This is a genomic window from uncultured Pluralibacter sp. (assembly GCF_913775985.1).
Classification (GTDB): domain Bacteria; phylum Pseudomonadota; class Gammaproteobacteria; order Enterobacterales; family Enterobacteriaceae; genus Pluralibacter.
This window is the reverse complement of record NZ_CAJYMB010000003.1, coordinates 1-18,009: the sequence shown is the minus strand read 5'-3', so window position 1 is coordinate 18,009 and position 18,009 is coordinate 1. Positions and strand designations below refer to the sequence as shown.

16 protein-coding genes are annotated in these 18,009 nt (G+C 56.2%); 14 read left to right on the top strand and 2 right to left on the bottom strand.

What is annotated here, in order from left to right; all coding sequences use genetic code 11:
- Nucleotides 1-385: SLC13 family permease (locus QZ766_RS00275; protein WP_297196071.1), on the top strand; the 385-nt coding region annotated here is incomplete at its 5' end.
- Nucleotides 386-422: 37 nt separating this feature from the next.
- On the opposite strand, the gene yfbR is transcribed toward QZ766_RS00275, so the two are convergent.
- Both yfbR and QZ766_RS00265 read right to left on the bottom strand, forming a co-directional pair.
- Complete coding sequence (yfbR, locus tag QZ766_RS00270) at nt 423-1,022, bottom strand: 5'-deoxynucleotidase (protein ID WP_297196069.1); 600 nt, start codon at nt 1,020-1,022, stop codon at nt 423-425.
- Nucleotides 1,023-1,120: 98 nt separating this feature from the next.
- The gene (locus QZ766_RS00265) at nt 1,121-2,335 is read right to left on the bottom strand and encodes a pyridoxal phosphate-dependent aminotransferase (RefSeq protein ID WP_297196067.1); all 1,215 of its coding nucleotides are present in this window, start codon (nt 2,333-2,335) and stop codon (nt 1,121-1,123) included.
- Nucleotides 2,336-3,261: 926 nt separating this feature from the next.
- On the opposite strand from QZ766_RS00265, the gene lrhA reads away from it, so the two are divergent.
- The 13 genes from lrhA to nuoM form a co-directional block, all read left to right on the top strand.
- A complete protein-coding gene (lrhA, locus tag QZ766_RS00260) occupies nt 3,262-4,203 on the top strand; it encodes a transcriptional regulator LrhA (RefSeq protein ID WP_297196065.1) in 942 nt (313 codons plus the stop codon).
- A 626-nt stretch (nt 4,204-4,829) separates the two neighbouring features.
- Nucleotides 4,830-5,276 (top strand): NADH-quinone oxidoreductase subunit NuoA, encoded by a 447-nt coding sequence (gene nuoA, locus QZ766_RS00255; RefSeq protein WP_297196063.1) that lies wholly within the window; start codon nt 4,830-4,832, stop codon nt 5,274-5,276.
- Between the two features lie 15 nt (nt 5,277-5,291).
- A complete protein-coding gene (nuoB, locus tag QZ766_RS00250) occupies nt 5,292-5,966 on the top strand; it encodes an NADH-quinone oxidoreductase subunit NuoB (RefSeq protein ID WP_297196061.1) in 675 nt (224 codons plus the stop codon).
- 87 nt (nt 5,967-6,053) lie between these two features.
- Nucleotides 6,054-7,856, top strand: coding sequence for an NADH-quinone oxidoreductase subunit C/D (nuoC, locus tag QZ766_RS00245; protein ID WP_297196059.1), 1,803 nt, complete (start codon nt 6,054-6,056; stop codon nt 7,854-7,856).
- Between the two features lie 2 nt (nt 7,857-7,858).
- Nucleotides 7,859-8,359: an NADH-quinone oxidoreductase subunit NuoE gene (gene nuoE, locus QZ766_RS00240; RefSeq protein ID WP_297196057.1), complete on the top strand. Its 501-nt coding sequence runs from the start codon at nt 7,859-7,861 to the stop codon at nt 8,357-8,359.
- Nucleotides 8,356-9,693: an NADH-quinone oxidoreductase subunit NuoF gene (nuoF, locus tag QZ766_RS00235; protein WP_297196055.1), complete on the top strand. Its 1,338-nt coding sequence runs from the start codon at nt 8,356-8,358 to the stop codon at nt 9,691-9,693. The genes nuoE and nuoF overlap by 4 nt, the downstream gene beginning before the upstream one ends.
- Before the next feature lie 102 nt (nt 9,694-9,795).
- A complete protein-coding gene (nuoG, locus tag QZ766_RS00230; protein WP_297196053.1) occupies nt 9,796-12,522 on the top strand; it encodes an NADH-quinone oxidoreductase subunit NuoG in 2,727 nt (908 codons plus the stop codon).
- On the top strand, nt 12,519-13,496 hold the full coding sequence (gene nuoH / locus QZ766_RS00225; protein ID WP_297196052.1) for an NADH-quinone oxidoreductase subunit NuoH: 978 nt from the start codon (nt 12,519-12,521) through the stop codon (nt 13,494-13,496). The genes nuoG and nuoH overlap by 4 nt, the downstream gene beginning before the upstream one ends.
- A gap of 15 nt (nt 13,497-13,511) precedes the next feature.
- On the top strand, nt 13,512-14,054 hold the full coding sequence (gene nuoI / locus QZ766_RS00220) for an NADH-quinone oxidoreductase subunit NuoI (protein ID WP_297196051.1): 543 nt from the start codon (nt 13,512-13,514) through the stop codon (nt 14,052-14,054).
- A gap of 11 nt (nt 14,055-14,065) precedes the next feature.
- Complete coding sequence (nuoJ, locus tag QZ766_RS00215; protein WP_297196049.1) at nt 14,066-14,620, top strand: NADH-quinone oxidoreductase subunit J; 555 nt, start codon at nt 14,066-14,068, stop codon at nt 14,618-14,620.
- On the top strand, nt 14,617-14,919 hold the full coding sequence (gene nuoK, locus QZ766_RS00210; RefSeq protein WP_043082730.1) for an NADH-quinone oxidoreductase subunit NuoK: 303 nt from the start codon (nt 14,617-14,619) through the stop codon (nt 14,917-14,919). Before nuoJ ends, nuoK begins: the two co-directional genes overlap by 4 nt.
- Nucleotides 14,916-16,757, top strand: a complete 1,842-nt coding sequence (nuoL, locus tag QZ766_RS00205; protein ID WP_297196044.1) for an NADH-quinone oxidoreductase subunit L — start codon at nt 14,916-14,918, stop codon at nt 16,755-16,757. Before nuoK ends, nuoL begins: the two co-directional genes overlap by 4 nt.
- 27 nt (nt 16,758-16,784) lie before the next feature.
- On the top strand, nt 16,785-18,009 hold a 1,225-nt coding region (gene nuoM / locus QZ766_RS00200), incomplete at its 3' end, for an NADH-quinone oxidoreductase subunit M (protein WP_297196042.1).

Here is an 18,009-nt window from a genome sequence, read left to right as displayed (position 1 = left end):
ACAAAAAACCGGCGGCGTGGAGCTTATCGTTAAAGGCCTGATGGAAGTCGGCGGCGGGCAGGGGCCCTATTTGATGATGGTGTGCCTGTTCGTGATGTGCGCCACCATCGGGTTGTTTATCTCCAATACCGCCACGGCGGTATTGATGGCGCCGATTGCGCTGGCGGCAGCATCATCCATGGGCGTGTCGCCTTATCCGTTTGCAATGGTGGTGGCAATGGCGGCGTCCGCGGCCTTTATGACGCCGGTCTCTTCACCGGTCAACACGCTGGTGCTCGGCCCCGGCAAGTACGCGTTCAGCGACTTCGTGAAGATTGGCGTACCCTTTACGGTACTGGTGATGCTGGTGTGCGTCCTGTTAATCCCGCTGCTGTTTCCGTTTTAACCCGAGTGCTGCCGGACAGAGCCTGCCCGGCAGGCAATTACAACGGGGAGTCCTGGCTTATCTCATCCAGCGACAGCTGAAAGCTTGGGACAAAAACCTGCATAAAGTAGTCCATCTCCTCGCTGCGCCGCTCGCTAAGCGTTTTTTCCAGCCTGCCTTTCGCCAGCAGAAACTCGTTATTTCCGGCCGACAGTTCCTCCAGGCATTTAAGGTAGGCGCACAGCGCATCGGCCTGCTTAACAAGGGATTTCTCCTCATCGCTGTACTGATGCTCGTCGATCAGCGGAGAAAAAATATCCCGCAGCTCTTCCGGCACCATTTCTACCAGCTTCTGCTGGGCGATTTTCTCGATGGCCTTGTACTCCTGGGCGATTTGCGAGTTGAAATATTTTACCGGCGTTGGCAGATCGCCGGTCAGGACTTCAGACGCATCGTGGTACATGGCGAGCAGCGCGATGCGCTCGGGATTCACCTGGCCGCTAAATTTGCGGTTTTTGATCGCGGCCAGCGCGTGGGCGACCATGGCGACCTGCAGGCTGTGTTCGGACACGTTCTCCGTGCGCACGTTGCGCATCAGCGGCCAGCGGTTGATCAGTTTGAGACGGGCGAGATGGGCAAAGAAATGGCTTTGGGTCATAGGTTACCTGTGCTGCGGAGCTACAATGTTTTTCATTGTGCGGCGAGGCGCGCCAGGATGCAAATCAGGCTGCGCGAGGCAGCCTGATTGTGGGGCAATTACTGATGATAGCCGCTGAGGAAGCGGCCAAAGCGCGTTATCGACATTTCCAAATCATCAATACGCGGCAGGGTAACGATGCGCACGTGATCCGGATATGGCCAGTTGAAGGCGGAGCCCTGAACCAGCAGCACTTTTTCCTGCAGCAGGAAATCCAGCACCATTTTCTGGTCGTCATGGATATTGAAACGTTTAGCGTCGATTTTCGGGAACATATACAGCGCGCCGCTCGGCTTCACGCAGCTGACGCCGGGAATTTCATTGATCAGCTCCCAGGCGCGGTTGCGCTGCTCGTACAGGCGCCCGCCGGGGACGATAAATTCGCTGATGCTCTGATAGCCGCCGAGCGCAGTCTGAATGGCATGCTGGGCAGGAACGTTGGCACAAAGGCGCATTGAGGCCAGCATTTCCAGCCCTTCGATATAGCCTTTGGCGTGCTTTTTCGGGCCGTTGAGTACCATCCATCCCTGGCGGAAGCCGGCGACGCGATAGGTTTTTGACAGGCCGTTGAACGTTACCGTCAGCAGATCCGGTGCCAGCGCGGCAATCGAATGGTGCTGAGCCTCGTCGTAGAGGATCTTGTCGTAGATTTCATCGGCAAAGATGATCAGGTTGTGCTGGCGGGCGATTTCTACAATCTCAAGCAGCAGCTCTTTAGAATAGACCGCACCGGTGGGATTGTTCGGGTTGATGATCACGATGCCGCGTGTACGCGGCGTTATCTTCGAGCGGATATCATCAAGATCCGGGAACCAGCCTGCGGATTCATCACACAGGTAGTGAACGGCGTTACCGCCAGACAGCGACACGGCGGCGGTCCAGAGCGGATAATCCGGTGCCGGTACCAGCATCTCGTCGCCGCTGTTAAGCAGAGCCTGCATGGCCTGAACGATTAATTCTGATACGCCGTTGCCGATATAAACGTCTTCGACCGTTACATCGCGCATGTCGCGCGCCTGGTAGTGCTGCATAATCGCTTTGCGCGCGGAGTATAGCCCTTTGGAGTCACAGTAGCCCTGTGCGGTAGGCAGATTGCGAATCACATCGACGAGAATCTCATCGGGAGCGTCAAAGCCGAAAGGGGCCGGGTTGCCAATGTTCAGCTTGAGGACTTTGTTGCCCTCTTCTTCGAGACGTTTGGCTTCCTTAAGTACCGGACCGCGGATGTCGTAACAGACGTTATCTAATTTGCTGGATTTTTCAATGGTGGACATGAACCTTGACCTTTTCTCATAGGGTGCAGCTTCCTGCCGTGGAAGATTGCACCGAGCAATGTACTCCCAGGTGCCGCTATTTTGAAGGGCAAACAGGAGAAGATTTCGTGAAAACCTGCTATTTTTTGCGGGTTATTCTGCTGTTTCCGGGCTTCTTTTTAATGAATTTAGGCTGCAATGAAAGATATGACTGGTGCTTTATTTTGTTTTTTAAATCTCATTGCTGATTATTAACTGATTAATGTGAATATCATTTATTAACATCTTCTCAACCAGCGAGGCTTTGCGGCGCTTCATAAGTGACCGATTCCTGCTTGCAAGTGCGCGAATAACGCTGCAGGCTGTAGGATTAATGTTAAATAATTTTAATGAAAAAAAATTGAATAATTCAGCTGCACTGATTAATTTCATGCAGCTACTTTTCAATTTGTTAATTTATTCTTTAAATTCACAGCCTATATAAAATTTTATGTAAGATAACAGATCGTAACACTTATAAATATTATATGTTTGAGGTAGGATATGTAGTTAAGCAAACGGATTAAATGATCTTACGAGGTTGTTTACTTGCTAACGGCGTATAACGCATTGTTATTAAAAGGATTTTTAATCTCACCTCGCTCACGACCCCATCCGTCCCTGCTCACAAAACTTAAAAAACGCATAAGCACAACTCAGCGTTTTTTATGAATGATTTGACATAAAAGTCGCAGTAATAATTAACTCGGTACTATGTGTAAGTAAAAAAATAACCAGGGGTCTGTTTTGTATAAGCAGACGGGCATTTTTAACGCAGTGACGCTGATGCAGGCGAAGCGCCGTTTTTACCTTATCGGCGTGTATAATCTATAAGTAATTGCCTGATTTCTTTAGAACACAGCATCAACCGGGCAGGTAAGTAATTGCGAACCTGTAAGTGAAAAAAGATGAATAACGCTAATCGTCCGATTTTAAACCTCGACCTCGATCTGCTGAGGACCTTTGTTGCCGTAGCCGATCTCAATACCTTTGCGGCTGCGGCAGCAGCGGTTTGCCGCACGCAATCTGCCGTTAGCCAGCAGATGCAGCGGCTTGAACAGCTGGTTGAAAAAGAGCTTTTCGCCCGGCACGGGCGGAATAAACTGCTGACCGAGCACGGGATCCAGCTGCTCGGCTATGCACGCAAGATCCTGCGTTTTAATGATGAAGCTTGTTCATCGCTGATGTTTAGTTCCCTGCAGGGAATGCTGACTATCGGTTCCTCTGATGAGTCAGCCGATACCATCCTTCCGATACTGCTTAATCGCATTAGCTCTCACTACCCAAAACTTGCACTCGACGTAAGGGTCAAGCGCCACGGCGAAATGGGCGATATGCTGAGGGCAAATGAAGTAGACCTCGCGTTGACCACCCACACGCTGGACAACGTAGAATCAATCCTGCTGCGCACTTCCCCAACGTTATGGTACTGCGCGGCGGACTATTTACTGCCTCCGGGAGAGGCGCTGCCGCTGGTGCTGTTGGATGAGCAGAGTCCGTTTCGCGAAATGATTGTTGAAACGCTTAACGCGGCGCACATACCGTGGCGGGTCACCTACATTGCTTCCACGCTTGCGGCTGTGCGCGCCGCGGTCAAAGCCGGGCTCGGCATCACAGCCCGGCCAGTGGAGATGATGAGCCCCGAACTGCGTGTGCTGGGCACAAAAGAGGGGCTGCCGCCGCTTCCGGATACCGAATATCTTCTTAGCCGCAACCGGCAAAACCCTGGCGATCTGGTGCAGTCGATTTTTCAATCGCTGGAAAATTATCAGAATCCCTGGTCCCAGTACGGTCACCGCTCATCCGATGCAGACAAAGAAAGTCCGCTGGCGGAACGGGATTTTAGCTAAGTAAACTGGCCTTTTGGGTAACAAAATGTAAGCCAGAAAAAGAGGCCGCTGGGACGTCTACACGAATCAGTGGCTTCTTTTTTGCATGAATAATCATCAGGGTACTTTTTTGTAACCATTTGTAGTTACAATTCAATATTTTAATCCTGTTTAAGATACTTTGTAACAGCAACGTTGTTGAATTTAAAAGTTCCCGTCAATGTTAAAAAAAGGACGGGATTGTTGTCTTTTTTTTGAGTGAATTAACAAAAGCGTGTCACAGATCAAGAAAATACTCCCGCTAAGGGGGAGGAATCTCCGGAAATTCCTGTCAAAATAGAAGGGTAATTCCTCGTTAACTATCAGACGGACACGATTCAACAGCGACCTCCACGCGAGGTATACCTCGCCATGCGGGTCGCGAAGGGCATTTTATGTTAATGAAGAGTGTCTAATGTAAACTAATTTGAGGAAACTTTTGTTAAAGTTGACAAAAGGTTATACAAAGGAGTAAAAAACCACAGCATTTAGACGCCTAAGTCTTTAAATGACAACTTTTTTGTGGTTTTTCGTTCTTCCCCATGAAACGCGTAGCGTTCACCTGCCAGAAAGAGCAGGGGCTTTAGCGCTACTAAATTGGTTAAGCAATGCGTATGTCAACATCCACTGAAGTCATCGCTCATCACTGGGCATTCGCTGTATTTCTCGTCATTGCCATCGGCCTTTGCTGCATGATGCTGGTCGGCGGTTGGTATCTCGGCGGTCGCGCCCGCGCGCGCAGCAAAAATACGCCGTTTGAATCGGGTATTGATGCCGTCGGGACGGCCCGTTTACGTCTCTCCGCCAAGTTCTATCTGGTCGCCATGTTCTTCGTCATTTTCGACGTTGAAGCCCTGTATCTCTATGCATGGTCAACCTCCATTCGCGAGAGCGGCTGGGTTGGCTTTGTTGAAGCCGCAATTTTCATTTTAGTGTTACTGGCTGGTCTGGTTTACCTCGTTCGTATCGGCGCACTGGACTGGACGCCCGCGCGTTCACGCCGCACGCTGGTCAACCCGGAATCCGACAGTATTACTAATCGTCATACGCAGTAAAAGCGAGGCAATAAGATGGATTATACGCTCACCCGCATCGACCCGGACGGTGAGAATGACCGTTATCCCCTGCAGAAGCAGGAGATCGTCACTGACCCACTTGAGCAGGAAGTTAACAAAAGCGTCTACATGGGCAAGCTCGAACACGCCCTGCACGACATGGTTAACTGGGGTCGCAAAAACTCAATTTGGCCTTACAACTTTGGTCTTTCCTGCTGCTATGTAGAGATGGTGACCTCATTCACTGCGGTGCATGACGTTGCGCGTTTCGGCGCAGAAGTACTGCGTGCTTCCCCGCGTCAGGCTGACCTGATGGTGGTTGCCGGTACCTGCTTTACCAAAATGGCCCCGGTTATTCAGCGTCTGTACGATCAGATGCTGGAACCCAAATGGGTTATCTCCATGGGCGCCTGCGCCAACTCTGGCGGCATGTACGATATCTATTCCGTCGTGCAGGGCGTTGATAAGTTCATTCCCGTCGATGTGTACATTCCCGGCTGCCCTCCGCGTCCGGAGGCTTACATGCAGGCGCTGATGCTGCTGCAGGAGTCCATCGGTAAAGAGCGCCGCCCGCTGTCGTGGGTTGTCGGCGATCAGGGTGTGTACCGCGCCAATATGCAATCGGAACGCGAGCGCAAGCGCGGCGAACGAATTGCAGTGACCAACCTGCGCACTCCCGACGAGATTTAACTTAGCGCCTGTAGGCGATTATCGGCTTTCGCATATCAAAATTAATAGCGCGGAGCTGCGCCTTACAGTCACCAAGGACCTTTTGCAATGGTGAACAATATGACCGATTTAACCGCGCAAGACGCCGCCTGGCAGACCCGGGATCATCTCGATGACCCGGTAATCGGTGAACTGCGCAATCGTTTTGGGCCGGATGCTTTTACCGTTCAGCCGACCCGCACCGGGGTGCCCGTCGTCTGGGTTAAGCGCGAGCAGCTGCTTGAAATCGTCGACTTCCTGAAGAGGTTGCCGAAGCCTTACATCATGCTCTTTGATTTGCACGGCATGGACGAGCGCCTGCGCACCCACCGCGACGGTTTACCCGCCGCGGATTTTTCCGTTTTCTACCATCTGATCTCTATCGATCGTAACCGCGACATTATGCTCAAGGTTGCGCTGTCCGAGAACGATCTGCATGTGCCGACGCTGACCCAGCTTTACCCGAACGCCAACTGGTACGAGCGTGAAACCTGGGAAATGTTTGGCATTACCTTCGATGGTCACCCGCACCTGACGCGTCTGCTGATGCCGCCGACCTGGGAAGGCCACCCGCTGCGTAAAGACTACCCGGCGCGCGCCACCGAATTCGATCCGTTTGAGCTGACCAAAGCCAAGCAGGATCTGGAGATGGAAGCGCTGACCTTCAAGCCTGAAGACTGGGGAATGAAACGTAGCAGCGAGAATGAGGACTTCATGTTCCTCAACCTCGGCCCGAACCATCCATCCTCGCACGGCGCCTTCCGCATTGTCCTGCAGCTCGACGGTGAAGAGATTGTCGACTGTATTCCGGACATCGGCTACCACCACCGCGGCGCAGAGAAAATGGGCGAGCGCCAGTCCTGGCACAGCTACATTCCGTATACCGACCGTATCGAATACCTCGGCGGCTGCGTGAACGAAATGCCTTACGTGCTGGCGGTAGAAAAGCTGGCGGGCATTACCGTGCCGGATCGCGTCAACGTTATCCGCGTGATGCTCTCTGAGCTGTTCCGTATCAACAGCCACCTGCTGTACATCTCGACCTTCATTCAGGACGTCGGAGCGATGACGCCGGTGTTCTTCGCGTTTACCGATCGCCAAAAAATCTACGATGTGGTCGAAGCTATTACCGGCTTCCGCATGCATCCGGCCTGGTTCCGCATCGGCGGCGTTGCGCACGACCTGCCGCGCGGCTGGGAAAAACTGCTGCGTGACTTCCTCGACTGGATGCCTAAGCGCCTTGATTCTTACGAAAAAGCTGCGCTGCGTAACACTATCCTGAAAGGCCGTTCTCAGGGCGTTGCTGCCTACACCGCGAAAGAAGCGCTGGAGTGGGGCTGTACCGGTGCCGCGCTGCGCGCAACCGGCATCGGCTTTGACGTGCGTAAATGGCGTCCTTACTCAGGCTACGAAAACTTCGACTTTGAAGTCCCGACCGGCGGTGGCGTCTCCGACTGCTACACCCGCGTGATGCTGAAAGTGGAAGAGCTGCGCCAGAGCCTGCGCATTCTTGAGCAGTGCCTCGCTAATATGCCGGCAGGCCCGTTCAAAGCGGATCATCCACTGACCACGCCGCCGCCGAAAGAGCGCACGCTGCAGCATATCGAAACCCTGATTACCCACTTCCTGCAGGTTTCCTGGGGCCCGGTTATGCCAGCCAACGAATCCTTCCAGATGGTTGAGGCGACCAAAGGGATCAACAGCTACTACCTGACCAGCGACGGCAGCACCATGAGCTACCGCACCCGTATCCGCACGCCGAGCTATGCGCATCTGCAGCAGATCCCGGCGGCAGTGCGCGGCAGCCTGGTATCGGACCTGATCGTCCATCTGGGCAGTATCGATTTTGTTATGTCAGACGTGGATCGCTAATTATGCACGAGAATCAACAACCACAAACCGAGGCTTTTGAGCTGAGTGCGGCCGAGCGTGATGCTATCGAACACGAAAAGCACCACTACGAAGATCCGCGTGCGGCATCCATTGAAGCACTCAAAATTGTTCAAAAGCAGCACGGCTGGGTGCCGGACGGCGCCATTTACGCTATCGCGGACGTGCTGGGTATTCCGGCCAGTGACGTCGAAGGCGTTGCTACTTTCTACAGTCAGATCTTCCGCCAGCCGGTAGGCCGCCACGTCATTCGCTACTGCGACAGCGTGGTATGTCATATCACCGGGTATCAGGGGATCCAGTCGGCTATTGAAAGCCACCTGAAAATAAAGCCGGGCCAGACCACGTTCGACGGCCGCTTTACCCTGCTGCCGACCTGCTGTCTGGGCAACTGTGATAAAGGGCCGAACATGATGATTGATGAGGATACTCACAGCCATCTGACGCCGGAGGCAATTCCTGACCTGCTGGAGCGGTATAAATGAAAAACGTTATCCGTACTCCCGAAACGCACCCGCTGACCTGGCGCCTGCGCGATGACAAACAGCCAGTATGGCTGGAAGAGTATCAGTCCAAAAACGGCTACGCCGGCGCGCGGCGCGCGCTGAGCGGCATGGCACCGGATGAAATCGTCACCGAAGTTAAAGACGCCGGCCTGAAAGGGCGCGGCGGCGCGGGCTTCTCCACGGGTCTGAAGTGGAGCCTGATGCCGAAAGACGAATCCATGAACATCCGCTACCTGCTGTGTAACGCCGATGAAATGGAGCCGGGCACCTACAAAGACCGCCTGCTGATGGAGCAGCTGCCGCACCTGCTGGTAGAAGGCATGCTCATTTCCGCGTTTGCGCTGAAAGCCTACCGCGGTTACATCTTCCTGCGCGGTGAATATATCGAAGCCGCCGTGCATCTGCGCAAAGCCATTGCTGAAGCGACGGAAGCCGGGCTACTCGGTAAAAATATCCTGGGCAGCGGCTTTGACTTTGAGCTGTTTGTCCACACCGGCGCCGGACGCTACATCTGCGGTGAAGAAACTGCGCTGATCAACTCCCTCGAAGGCCGCCGCGCTAACCCGCGTTCGAAGCCGCCGTTCCCGGCGACATCCGGCGTGTGGGGTAAACCGACCTGCGTTAACAACGTAGAAACCCTGTGCAACGTGCCGGCCATTCTCGCCAACGGCGTCGAGTGGTATCAGAACATCTCGAAAAGCAAAGATGCTGGTACCAAGCTGATGGGCTTCTCCGGCCGGGTAAAAAATCCGGGCGTCTGGGAGCTCCCGTTTGGCACTACCGCGCGCGAAATCCTTGAAGATTACGCCGGCGGCATGCGCGACGGCCTGAAGTTTAAGGCCTGGCAGCCGGGCGGCGCGGGCACCGACTTCCTGACCGAAGCGCATCTTGACCTGCCGATGGAGTTTGAAAGCATCGGCAAGGCGGGCAGCCGCCTCGGCACCGCGCTGGCAATGGCCGTTGACCACGAGATCAGTATGGTATCGCTGGTGCGTAACCTGGAAGAGTTCTTCGCCCGCGAGTCCTGCGGCTGGTGTACGCCGTGCCGCGACGGCCTGCCGTGGAGCGTGAAGATCCTGCGCGCCATCGAGCGCGGCGAAGGTCAGCCCGGCGATATCGAAACGCTGGAGCAGCTGTGTCGGTTCCTCGGCCCGGGTAAAACCTTCTGCGCACACGCGCCGGGTGCGGTTGAGCCGCTGCAAAGCGCGATCAAATATTTCCGTGACGAATTCGAAGCCGGTGTGAAAGAGCAGTTCAGCAATACCCACGCAATCCACGGGATTCAGCCGAACCTGCTTAAAACGCGCTGGTGACAGGTGATGCCTCGCCGCGCCTTGAGCAGGGCAGGCGGGGACCATCGCGACAAGAATTTTGATTAACGCTCGGCGCAAGCTGAGCCAACTGGAAGCACGCTAATGGCTACGATTCATGTAGACGGCAAAGAATACGAGGTTAACGGAGCGGACAACCTGCTACAGGCATGTCTCTCTATGGGCCTTGATATTCCCTATTTTTGCTGGCATCCGGCGCTGGGAAGCGTCGGGGCCTGCCGCCAGTGTGCGGTAAAGCAATATCAAAACGCGGAAGACACGCGTGGTCGCCTGGTGATGTCCTGTATGACTCCGGCATCCGACGGCACCTTTATCTCTATTGATGACCAGGAAGCAAAACAGTTCCGCGAAAGCGTGGTGGAGTGGCTGATGACCAACCATCCTCACGACTGTCCGGTCTGCGAAGAGGGCGGCAACTGCCACCTGCAGGATATGACCGTCATGACCGGTCACAGCTTCCGCCGCTACCGCTTCACCAAACGCACCCACCAGAATCAGGATCTGGGGCCGTTCATCTCTCACGAAATGAACCGCTGCATCGCCTGCTACCGCTGCGTGCGTTACTACAAAGATTATGCAGACGGTACCGATCTCGGCGTATACGGCGCGCACGACAACGTCTATTTCGGTCGTCCGGAAGAGGGCACTCTGGAGAGCGAGTTCTCCGGCAACCTCGTTGAAATTTGCCCGACCGGCGTTTTCACCGATAAAACCCACTCCGAGCGCTATAACCGTAAATGGGACATGCAGTTTGCACCAAGCATCTGCCAGCAGTGCTCGCTGGGCTGTAACACTAGCCCGGGTGAACGTTACGGCGAACTGCGCCGTATTGAAAACCGCTATAACGGCACCGTTAACCACTACTTCCTCTGCGACCGCGGCCGTTTCGGCTACGGCTATGTAAACCTGAAAGATCGTCCGCGTCAGCCGGTTCAGCGCCGCGGTGACGACGTGATTACCCTCAACGCCGAGCAGGCGATGCAGGGCGCAGCAGATATTCTGCGCCAGTCGAAAAAGGTTATCGGTATTGGTTCTCCACGCGCCAGCGTTGAGAGCAACTTCGCCCTGCGCGAGCTGGTAGGCGCTGGCAACTTCTATACCGGTATTGCGCGCGGCGAGCAGGAGCGCCTGCAGCTGGCGCTGAAAGTGCTGCGCGAAGGCGGCATCCACACGCCGGCGCTACGCGAAATTGAATCCTACGACGCGGTGCTGGTGCTGGGCGAAGACATCACCCAGACCGGCGCTCGCGTTGCGCTGGCGGTGCGACAGGCAGTGAAGGGAAAAGCGCGTGAAATGGCGGCGGCACAGAAAGTGGCCGACTGGCAAATTGCGGCCATTCTCAACATTGGACAGCGCGCTAAGCACCCGCTGTTTGTCACTAACGTCGACAGCACCCGCATGGACGATATCGCGGCGTGGACCTACTGCGCGCCGGTAGAAGACCAGGCGCGCCTGGGTTTCGCTATCGCACACGCTCTGGATGAATCAGCGCCGGCGGTTGACGGACTCAGCAACGATCTGAAAGGCAAAGTTGACGTTATCGTTCAGGCTCTGGCCGGGGCGAAAAAGCCGCTGATTATCTCCGGCACCAACGCCGGCAGCGCGGAAGTGATCCAGGCAGCTGCCAACGTCGCTAAGGCCCTGAAAGGTCGCGGCGCTGACGTCGGCGTCACCATGATTGCGCGCGCGGTCAACAGCGTCGGTCTGGGCCTGATCGGCGGCGGTTCGCTGGACGATGCGCTCTCCGAACTGGAAAGCGGTGCCGCCGACGCGGTTATCGTGCTGGAGAACGACCTTCACCGCCACGCTTCCGCTGCCCGCGTTGATGCGGCGCTGGCTAAAGCGCCGCTGGTGATGGTCATCGACCATCAGCGCACCGACATTATGGATAAAGCGCACCTGGTGCTCTCTGCCGCAAGTTTTGCCGAGAGCGACGGTACCGTTATCAATAACGAAGGCCGCGCCCAGCGCTTCTTCCAGGTTTACGATCCGTCGTACTACGACAGCAAAACCATCATGCTGGAAAGCTGGCGCTGGCTGCACTCGCTGCACAGCACGCTGGAAAGTCGCGAAGTGGACTGGACCCAGCTCGATCACGTCATTGATGCTGCTGTTGCCGCACTCCCGCAGCTGGCCGGCATCAAGGACGCCGCGCCCGACGCGTCGTTCCGCATCCGCGGCCAGAAGCTGGCCCGCGAACCGCACCGCTACAGCGGCCGTACCGCGATGCGCGCCAATATCAGCGTACACGAGCCGCGCCAGCCGCAGGACAAAGACACCATGTTTGCCTTCTCTATGGAAGGTAACAACCAGCCGTCAGCACCGCGTTCGCAAATTCCGTTTGCCTGGGCGCCGGGCTGGAACTCCCCGCAGGCGTGGAACAAATTCCAGGCCGAAGTGGGCGGCAAGCTGCGCCACGGCGATCCGGGCGTACGCCTGATTGAGGCCACCGACGGCGGGCTGGACTATTTCTCCGGTGTCCCGGCTAGCTTTGAAGCGCAGGATGGGAAATGGCGTATTGCACCGTATTACCATCTGTTCGGCTCCGATGAGCTGTCCCAGCGTTCTCCGGTGTTCCAGCAGCGCATGCCTGCACCTTACATCAAGCTTAACAGCGCCGATGCGGCGAAGCTTGGCGTCAACGGCGGCGCGCATATCGCGTTTAGCTATGAAGGCCAGACTATCAGCCTGCCGCTGATTATTTCCGACACGCTGGCGGCGGGGCAGGTTGGACTGCCGATGGGTATGCCGGGCATCGCGCCGGTTCTGGCGGGCGCACGCATTGACGATCTGCAGGAGGCACAAGCATGAGTTGGTTAACGCCGGAGCTGATTGACATTCTACTCAGCGTTCTTAAAGCGGTAGTTATTTTGCTGGTGGTGGTCACCTGCGGCGCGTTCATGAGCTTTGGTGAACGTCGTCTGCTGGGCCTGTTCCAGAACCGCTATGGGCCAAACCGCGTTGGCTGGGGCGGCTCGCTCCAGCTGGTGGCGGACATGATCAAGATGTTCTTCAAAGAGGACTGGGTTCCACGCTTCTCCGATCGCGTGATTTTTACCCTGGCTCCGATGATCGCCTTCACCTCGCTGCTGCTGGCTTTCGCTATCGTGCCGGTCAGTCCGAGCTGGGTGGTTGCCGACCTCAACATCGGCATCCTGTTCTTCCTGATGCTGGCAGGTCTCGCGGTCTACGCGGTGCTGTTTGCAGGCTGGTCGAGCAACAACAAATACTCGCTGCTCGGCGCGATGCGCGCCTCCGCACAGACCCTGAGCTATGAAGTGTTTCTCGGGCTCTCCCTGATGGGCGTTGTGGCGCAGGCCGGGTCATTTAACATGACCGACATCGTCAACAATCAGGCGCATCTCTGGAACGTTGTTCCACAGTTCTTTGGCTTTATTACCTTCGCTATCGCGGGCGTTGCGGTGTGTCACCGTCACCCGTTTGACCAGCCGGAAGCAGAGCAGGAGCTGGCGGACGGTTACCACATTGAATACTCCGGTATGAAGTTCGGTCTGTTCTTTGTCGGCGAATACATCGGCATTGTTACCGTGTCTGCGCTGATCGTCACCCTGTTCTTCGGTGGCTGGCAGGGTCCGTTCTTACCGCCGTTCATCTGGTTCGCGCTGAAAACCGCGTTCTTCATGATGATGTTCATTTTGATCCGCGCATCATTGCCGCGTCCTCGCTATGACCAGGTGATGTCCTTCGGCTGGAAAGTGTGCCTGCCGCTGACGCTGATCAATCTGCTGGTAACGGCGGCTGTCATTCTCTGGCAGGCGCAATAAGGGACAATATAGACCATGACCTTAAAAGAACTATTGGTAGGCTTCGGCACCCAGGTACGCAGTATCTGGATGATCGGCCTGCACGCGTTCGCAAAACGCGAAACGCAAATGTATCCGGAAGAGCCGGTGTATCTGCCGCCGCGCTACCGCGGCCGCATCGTGCTGACGCGCGATCCTGACGGCGAAGAGCGCTGCGTTGCCTGTAACCTGTGCGCCGTTGCCTGTCCGGTTGGCTGCATCTCGCTGCAAAAAGCCGAAATGCAGGACGGCCGCTGGTACCCGGAGTTTTTCCGCATTAACTTCTCGCGCTGCATCTTCTGCGGCCTGTGTGAGGAAGCGTGCCCGACGACGGCAATTCAGCTGACTCCGGACTTCGAACTGGGCGAATATAAGCGTCAGGACCTGGTGTACGAGAAAGAGGATCTGCTGATTTCCGGTCCGGGCAAATACCCGGAATATAACTTCTACCGGATGGCAGGTATGGCAATCGACGGTAAAGAGAAGGGCGAAGCGGAAAACGAAGCCAAGCCTATCGACGTCAAGAGCCTGTTACCTTAAGGAGAGGGGCAATGGAATTCGCATTTTATATTTGTGGCCTCATCGCCATCCTCGCCACGCTTAGGGTGATCTCGCACACCAATCCGGTGCATGCGCTGCTGTATCTGATCATTTCTTTGCTGGCTATTTCAGGCGTCTTTTTCTCGCTCGGCGCGTATTTCGCCGGCGCGCTGGAAATCATCGTCTACGCCGGCGCCATTATGGTGCTGTTCGTTTTCGTGGTGATGATGCTGAACCTCGGCGGCTCGGAAATCGCCCAGGAGCGCCAGTGGCTGAAGCCGCAGGTCTGGATCGGCCCGGGTATTCTGTCGCTGATCCTGCTGGCCGTTATCATTTACGGCATTGTGGGCGTTAACGACCAGGGCATCGACGGCAACGCTATCGGTGCCAAGGAAGTCGGCATTGCGCTGTTCGGACCGTACGTTCTGGCGGTTGAGCTGGCATCAATGCTGCTGCTGGCCGGGCTGGTTGTTGCCTTCCACCTTGGCCGTGAAGAGCGCCAGGGCGATCTGCTGAGCAACCGTCCTGACGACAGCGCGAAAAGAAAATCGGAGGAGCACGCATGATTCCTTTAACACATGGACTGATCCTCGCCGCGATCCTCTTTGTTCTCGGGCTGACCTGTCTGGTGATCCGCCGCAATCTGCTGTTTATGCTGATTGGGCTGGAGATCATGATTAACGCCGCCGCGCTGGCCTTTATTGTCGCCGGTAGCTACTGGGGCCAGGCCGACGGTCAGGTGATGTATATCCTCGCTATCAGCCTCGCGGCTGCGGAGGCGAGTATTGGCCTGGCGCTGCTGCTGCAGCTCCACCGTCGCCGCCAGAACCTGAACATTGATTCAGTAAGTGAGTTGCGTGGATGAACATGCTTGCCTTAACCATTATTTTGCCATTGATTGGCTACGTACTACTGGCCTTCTCCCGTGGCCGCTGGTCGGAAAATCTCTCCGCCACTATCGGGATGGGATCGGTCGGCCTTGCCGCGCTGGTGACCGCGTTTGTCGGGTTTGATTTCTTTGCCAACGGCAAGCAGGCCATCAGCGTTCCGCTGTGGACCTGGATGTCGGTGGGCGATTTCAACATCGGCTTCAATCTGGTGCTGGATGGCCTGTCGTTCACCATGCTTTCCGTGGTCACCGGCGTTGGCTTTCTGATCCACATGTTTGCCTCCTGGTACATGCGCGGCGAAGAGGGCTACTCGCGCTTTTTCGCCTATACCAACCTGTTTATCGCCAGCATGGTCGTTCTGGTGCTGGCAGATAACCTGTTGCTGATGTACCTCGGCTGGGAAGGCGTGGGCCTCTGCTCCTATCTGCTGATTGGCTTCTACTATACCGATCCGAAAAACGGCGCGGCGGCCATGAAAGCATTCGTGGTAACCCGCGTGGGTGACGTATTCCTCGCTTTCGCCCTGTTTATCCTCTACAACGAGCTGGGCACGCTGAACTTCCGCGAGATGGTGGAGCTGGCTCCGCAGCACTTCCAGGCCGGCAACAATATGCTGACATGGGCAACGCTGATGCTGCTGGGCGGTGCGGTAGGTAAGTCCGCGCAGCTGCCGCTGCAAACGTGGCTTGCTGACGCAATGGCCGGTCCGACGCCAGTCTCTGCGCTGATCCACGCGGCAACCATGGTTACTGCGGGCGTGTATCTGATTGCCCGAACCCACGGCCTGTTCCTGATGACGCCGGAGATCCTGCATCTGGTCGGCATTATCGGGGCGGTGACGCTGCTGATGGCAGGTTTCTGCGCCCTGGCGCAGACCGACATCAAGCGCGTGCTGGCGTACTCCACCATGAGCCAGATTGGCTACATGTTCCTCGCCCTCGGCGTTCAGGCCTGGGACGCGGCGATTTTCCATCTGATGACTCACGCGTTCTTCAAAGCGCTGCTGTTCCTCTCCTCCGGCTCGGTGATTCTGGCCTGCCACCACGAGCAGAACATCTTCAAGATGGGCGGCCTGCGTAAGTCTATTCCGCTGGTCTACGTCTGCTTCCTGGTCGGCGGCGCTGCGCTCTCCGCGCTGCCGCTGGTCACCGCGGGCTTCTTCAGTAAGGACGAGATCCTGGCGGGCGCCTGGTCTAACGGCCACATTAACCTGATGGTTGCCGGCCTGGTCGGCGCGCTAATGACGTCGCTGTATACCTTCCGCATGATCTTCATTGCCTTCCACGGCAAAGAGCAGATCCACGCGCATGCAGGTAAAGGCATTACTCACCACCTGCCGCTGATCGTGCTGATGGTGCTGTCGACTTTCCTCGGCGCGATGATTGTGCTGCCGCTGGACGGCGTGCTGCCAAATACCCTCGAACTGGATCACGGTCGCGTGCTGACGCTGGAAATTATCTCTGGTGCAGTCGCTATTGTCGGCATCCTGCTGGCCGCCGCGCTGTGGCTGGGCAAGCGTACGCTGGTCACCACGGTGGCCAACAGCGCACCGGGTCGTCTGCTGAACACGCTGTGGCTTAACGCATTCGGCTTCGACTGGCTGTACGACAAGATCTTCATCAAACCGTATCTGGGCGTTGCCTGGCTGCTGAAGAGCGATCCGCTCAACAGCCTGATGAATCTCCCTGCGCTGCTTTCGCGCTTCGCGGGTAAAGGTCTGCTGGTCAGCGAGAACGGTTATTTGCGCTGGTATGTGGCATCCATGAGCATTGGCGCGATAGTTGTTCTCGCGCTGCTGATGGTTTTGCGTTGAGTTGACAGAAAAGGAATATAAATCGCCATGTTACTACCCTGGCTAATACTGATCCCGTTTATCGGCGGATTCCTGTGCTGGCAGACCGAACGCTTCGGCGTGAAGGTGCCGCGCTGGATCGCGCTGATCACCATGGGACTGACCCTGGCGCTCTCCCTGCAGCTTTGGCTGCAGGGCGGCTACTCTCTCACGCAGGCTACCGGCGTTCCGCAGTGGCAGTCTGAGTATGTTCACGACTGGATCCCGCGCTTTGGTATCTCCATTCACCTGGCGCTCGACGGTCTGTCGCTGCTGATGGTGGTGCTGACCGGCCTGCTCGGCGTGCTGGCGGTGCTTTGCTCCTGGCGCGAAATCGAAAAATATCAGGGCTTCTTCCACCTGAACCTGATGTGGATCCTGGGCGGCGTTATCGGCGTCTTCCTCGCCATCGACATGTTCCTGTTCTTCTTCTTCTGGGAGATGATGCTGGTGCCGATGTACTTCCTGATCGCGCTGTGGGGCCACAAGGCTTCCGACGGGAAAACGCGCATCACGGCGGCCACCAAGTTCTTCATCTATACCCAGGCGAGCGGGCTTATTATGCTGATCGCCATTCTGGGGCTGGTCTTTGTTCACTACAGCGCTACCGGCGTGTGGACCTTTGACTACGAACAGCTGCTGAAAACGCCGATGGCCCACAATGTGGAATATCTGCTGATGCTCGGCTTCTTCATCGCCTTTGCGGTGAAAATGCCGGTGGTGCCGCTGCACGGCTGGCTACCGGATGCCCACTCCCAGGCGCCGACTGCCGGTTCTGTTGACCTGGCGGGTATCCTGCTGAAGACCGCGGCCTATGGTCTGCTGCGCTTCTCGCTGCCGCTGTTCCCGAACGCCTCCGCCGAGTTTGCGCCAATCGCCATGTGGCTCGGCGTTATCGGTATCTTCTACGGCGCGTGGATGGCCTTCACCCAGTACGACATCAAGCGCCTGATTGCTTACACCTCCGTGTCGCACATGGGCTTTGTGATGATCGCAATTTACTCTGGTAGCCAGCTGGCTTATCAGGGCGCGGTTATTCAGATGATCGCCCACGGTCTGTCTGCTGCGGGTCTGTTCATTCTCTGCGGTCAGCTGTACGAGCGTCTGCACACGCGTGACATGCGCCTGATGGGCGGCCTGTGGAGCAAGATCAAATGGCTGCCGGCGCTGTCGATGTTCTTTGCCGTGGCGACGCTCGGGATGCCGGGTACCGGTAACTTCGTCGGTGAATTCA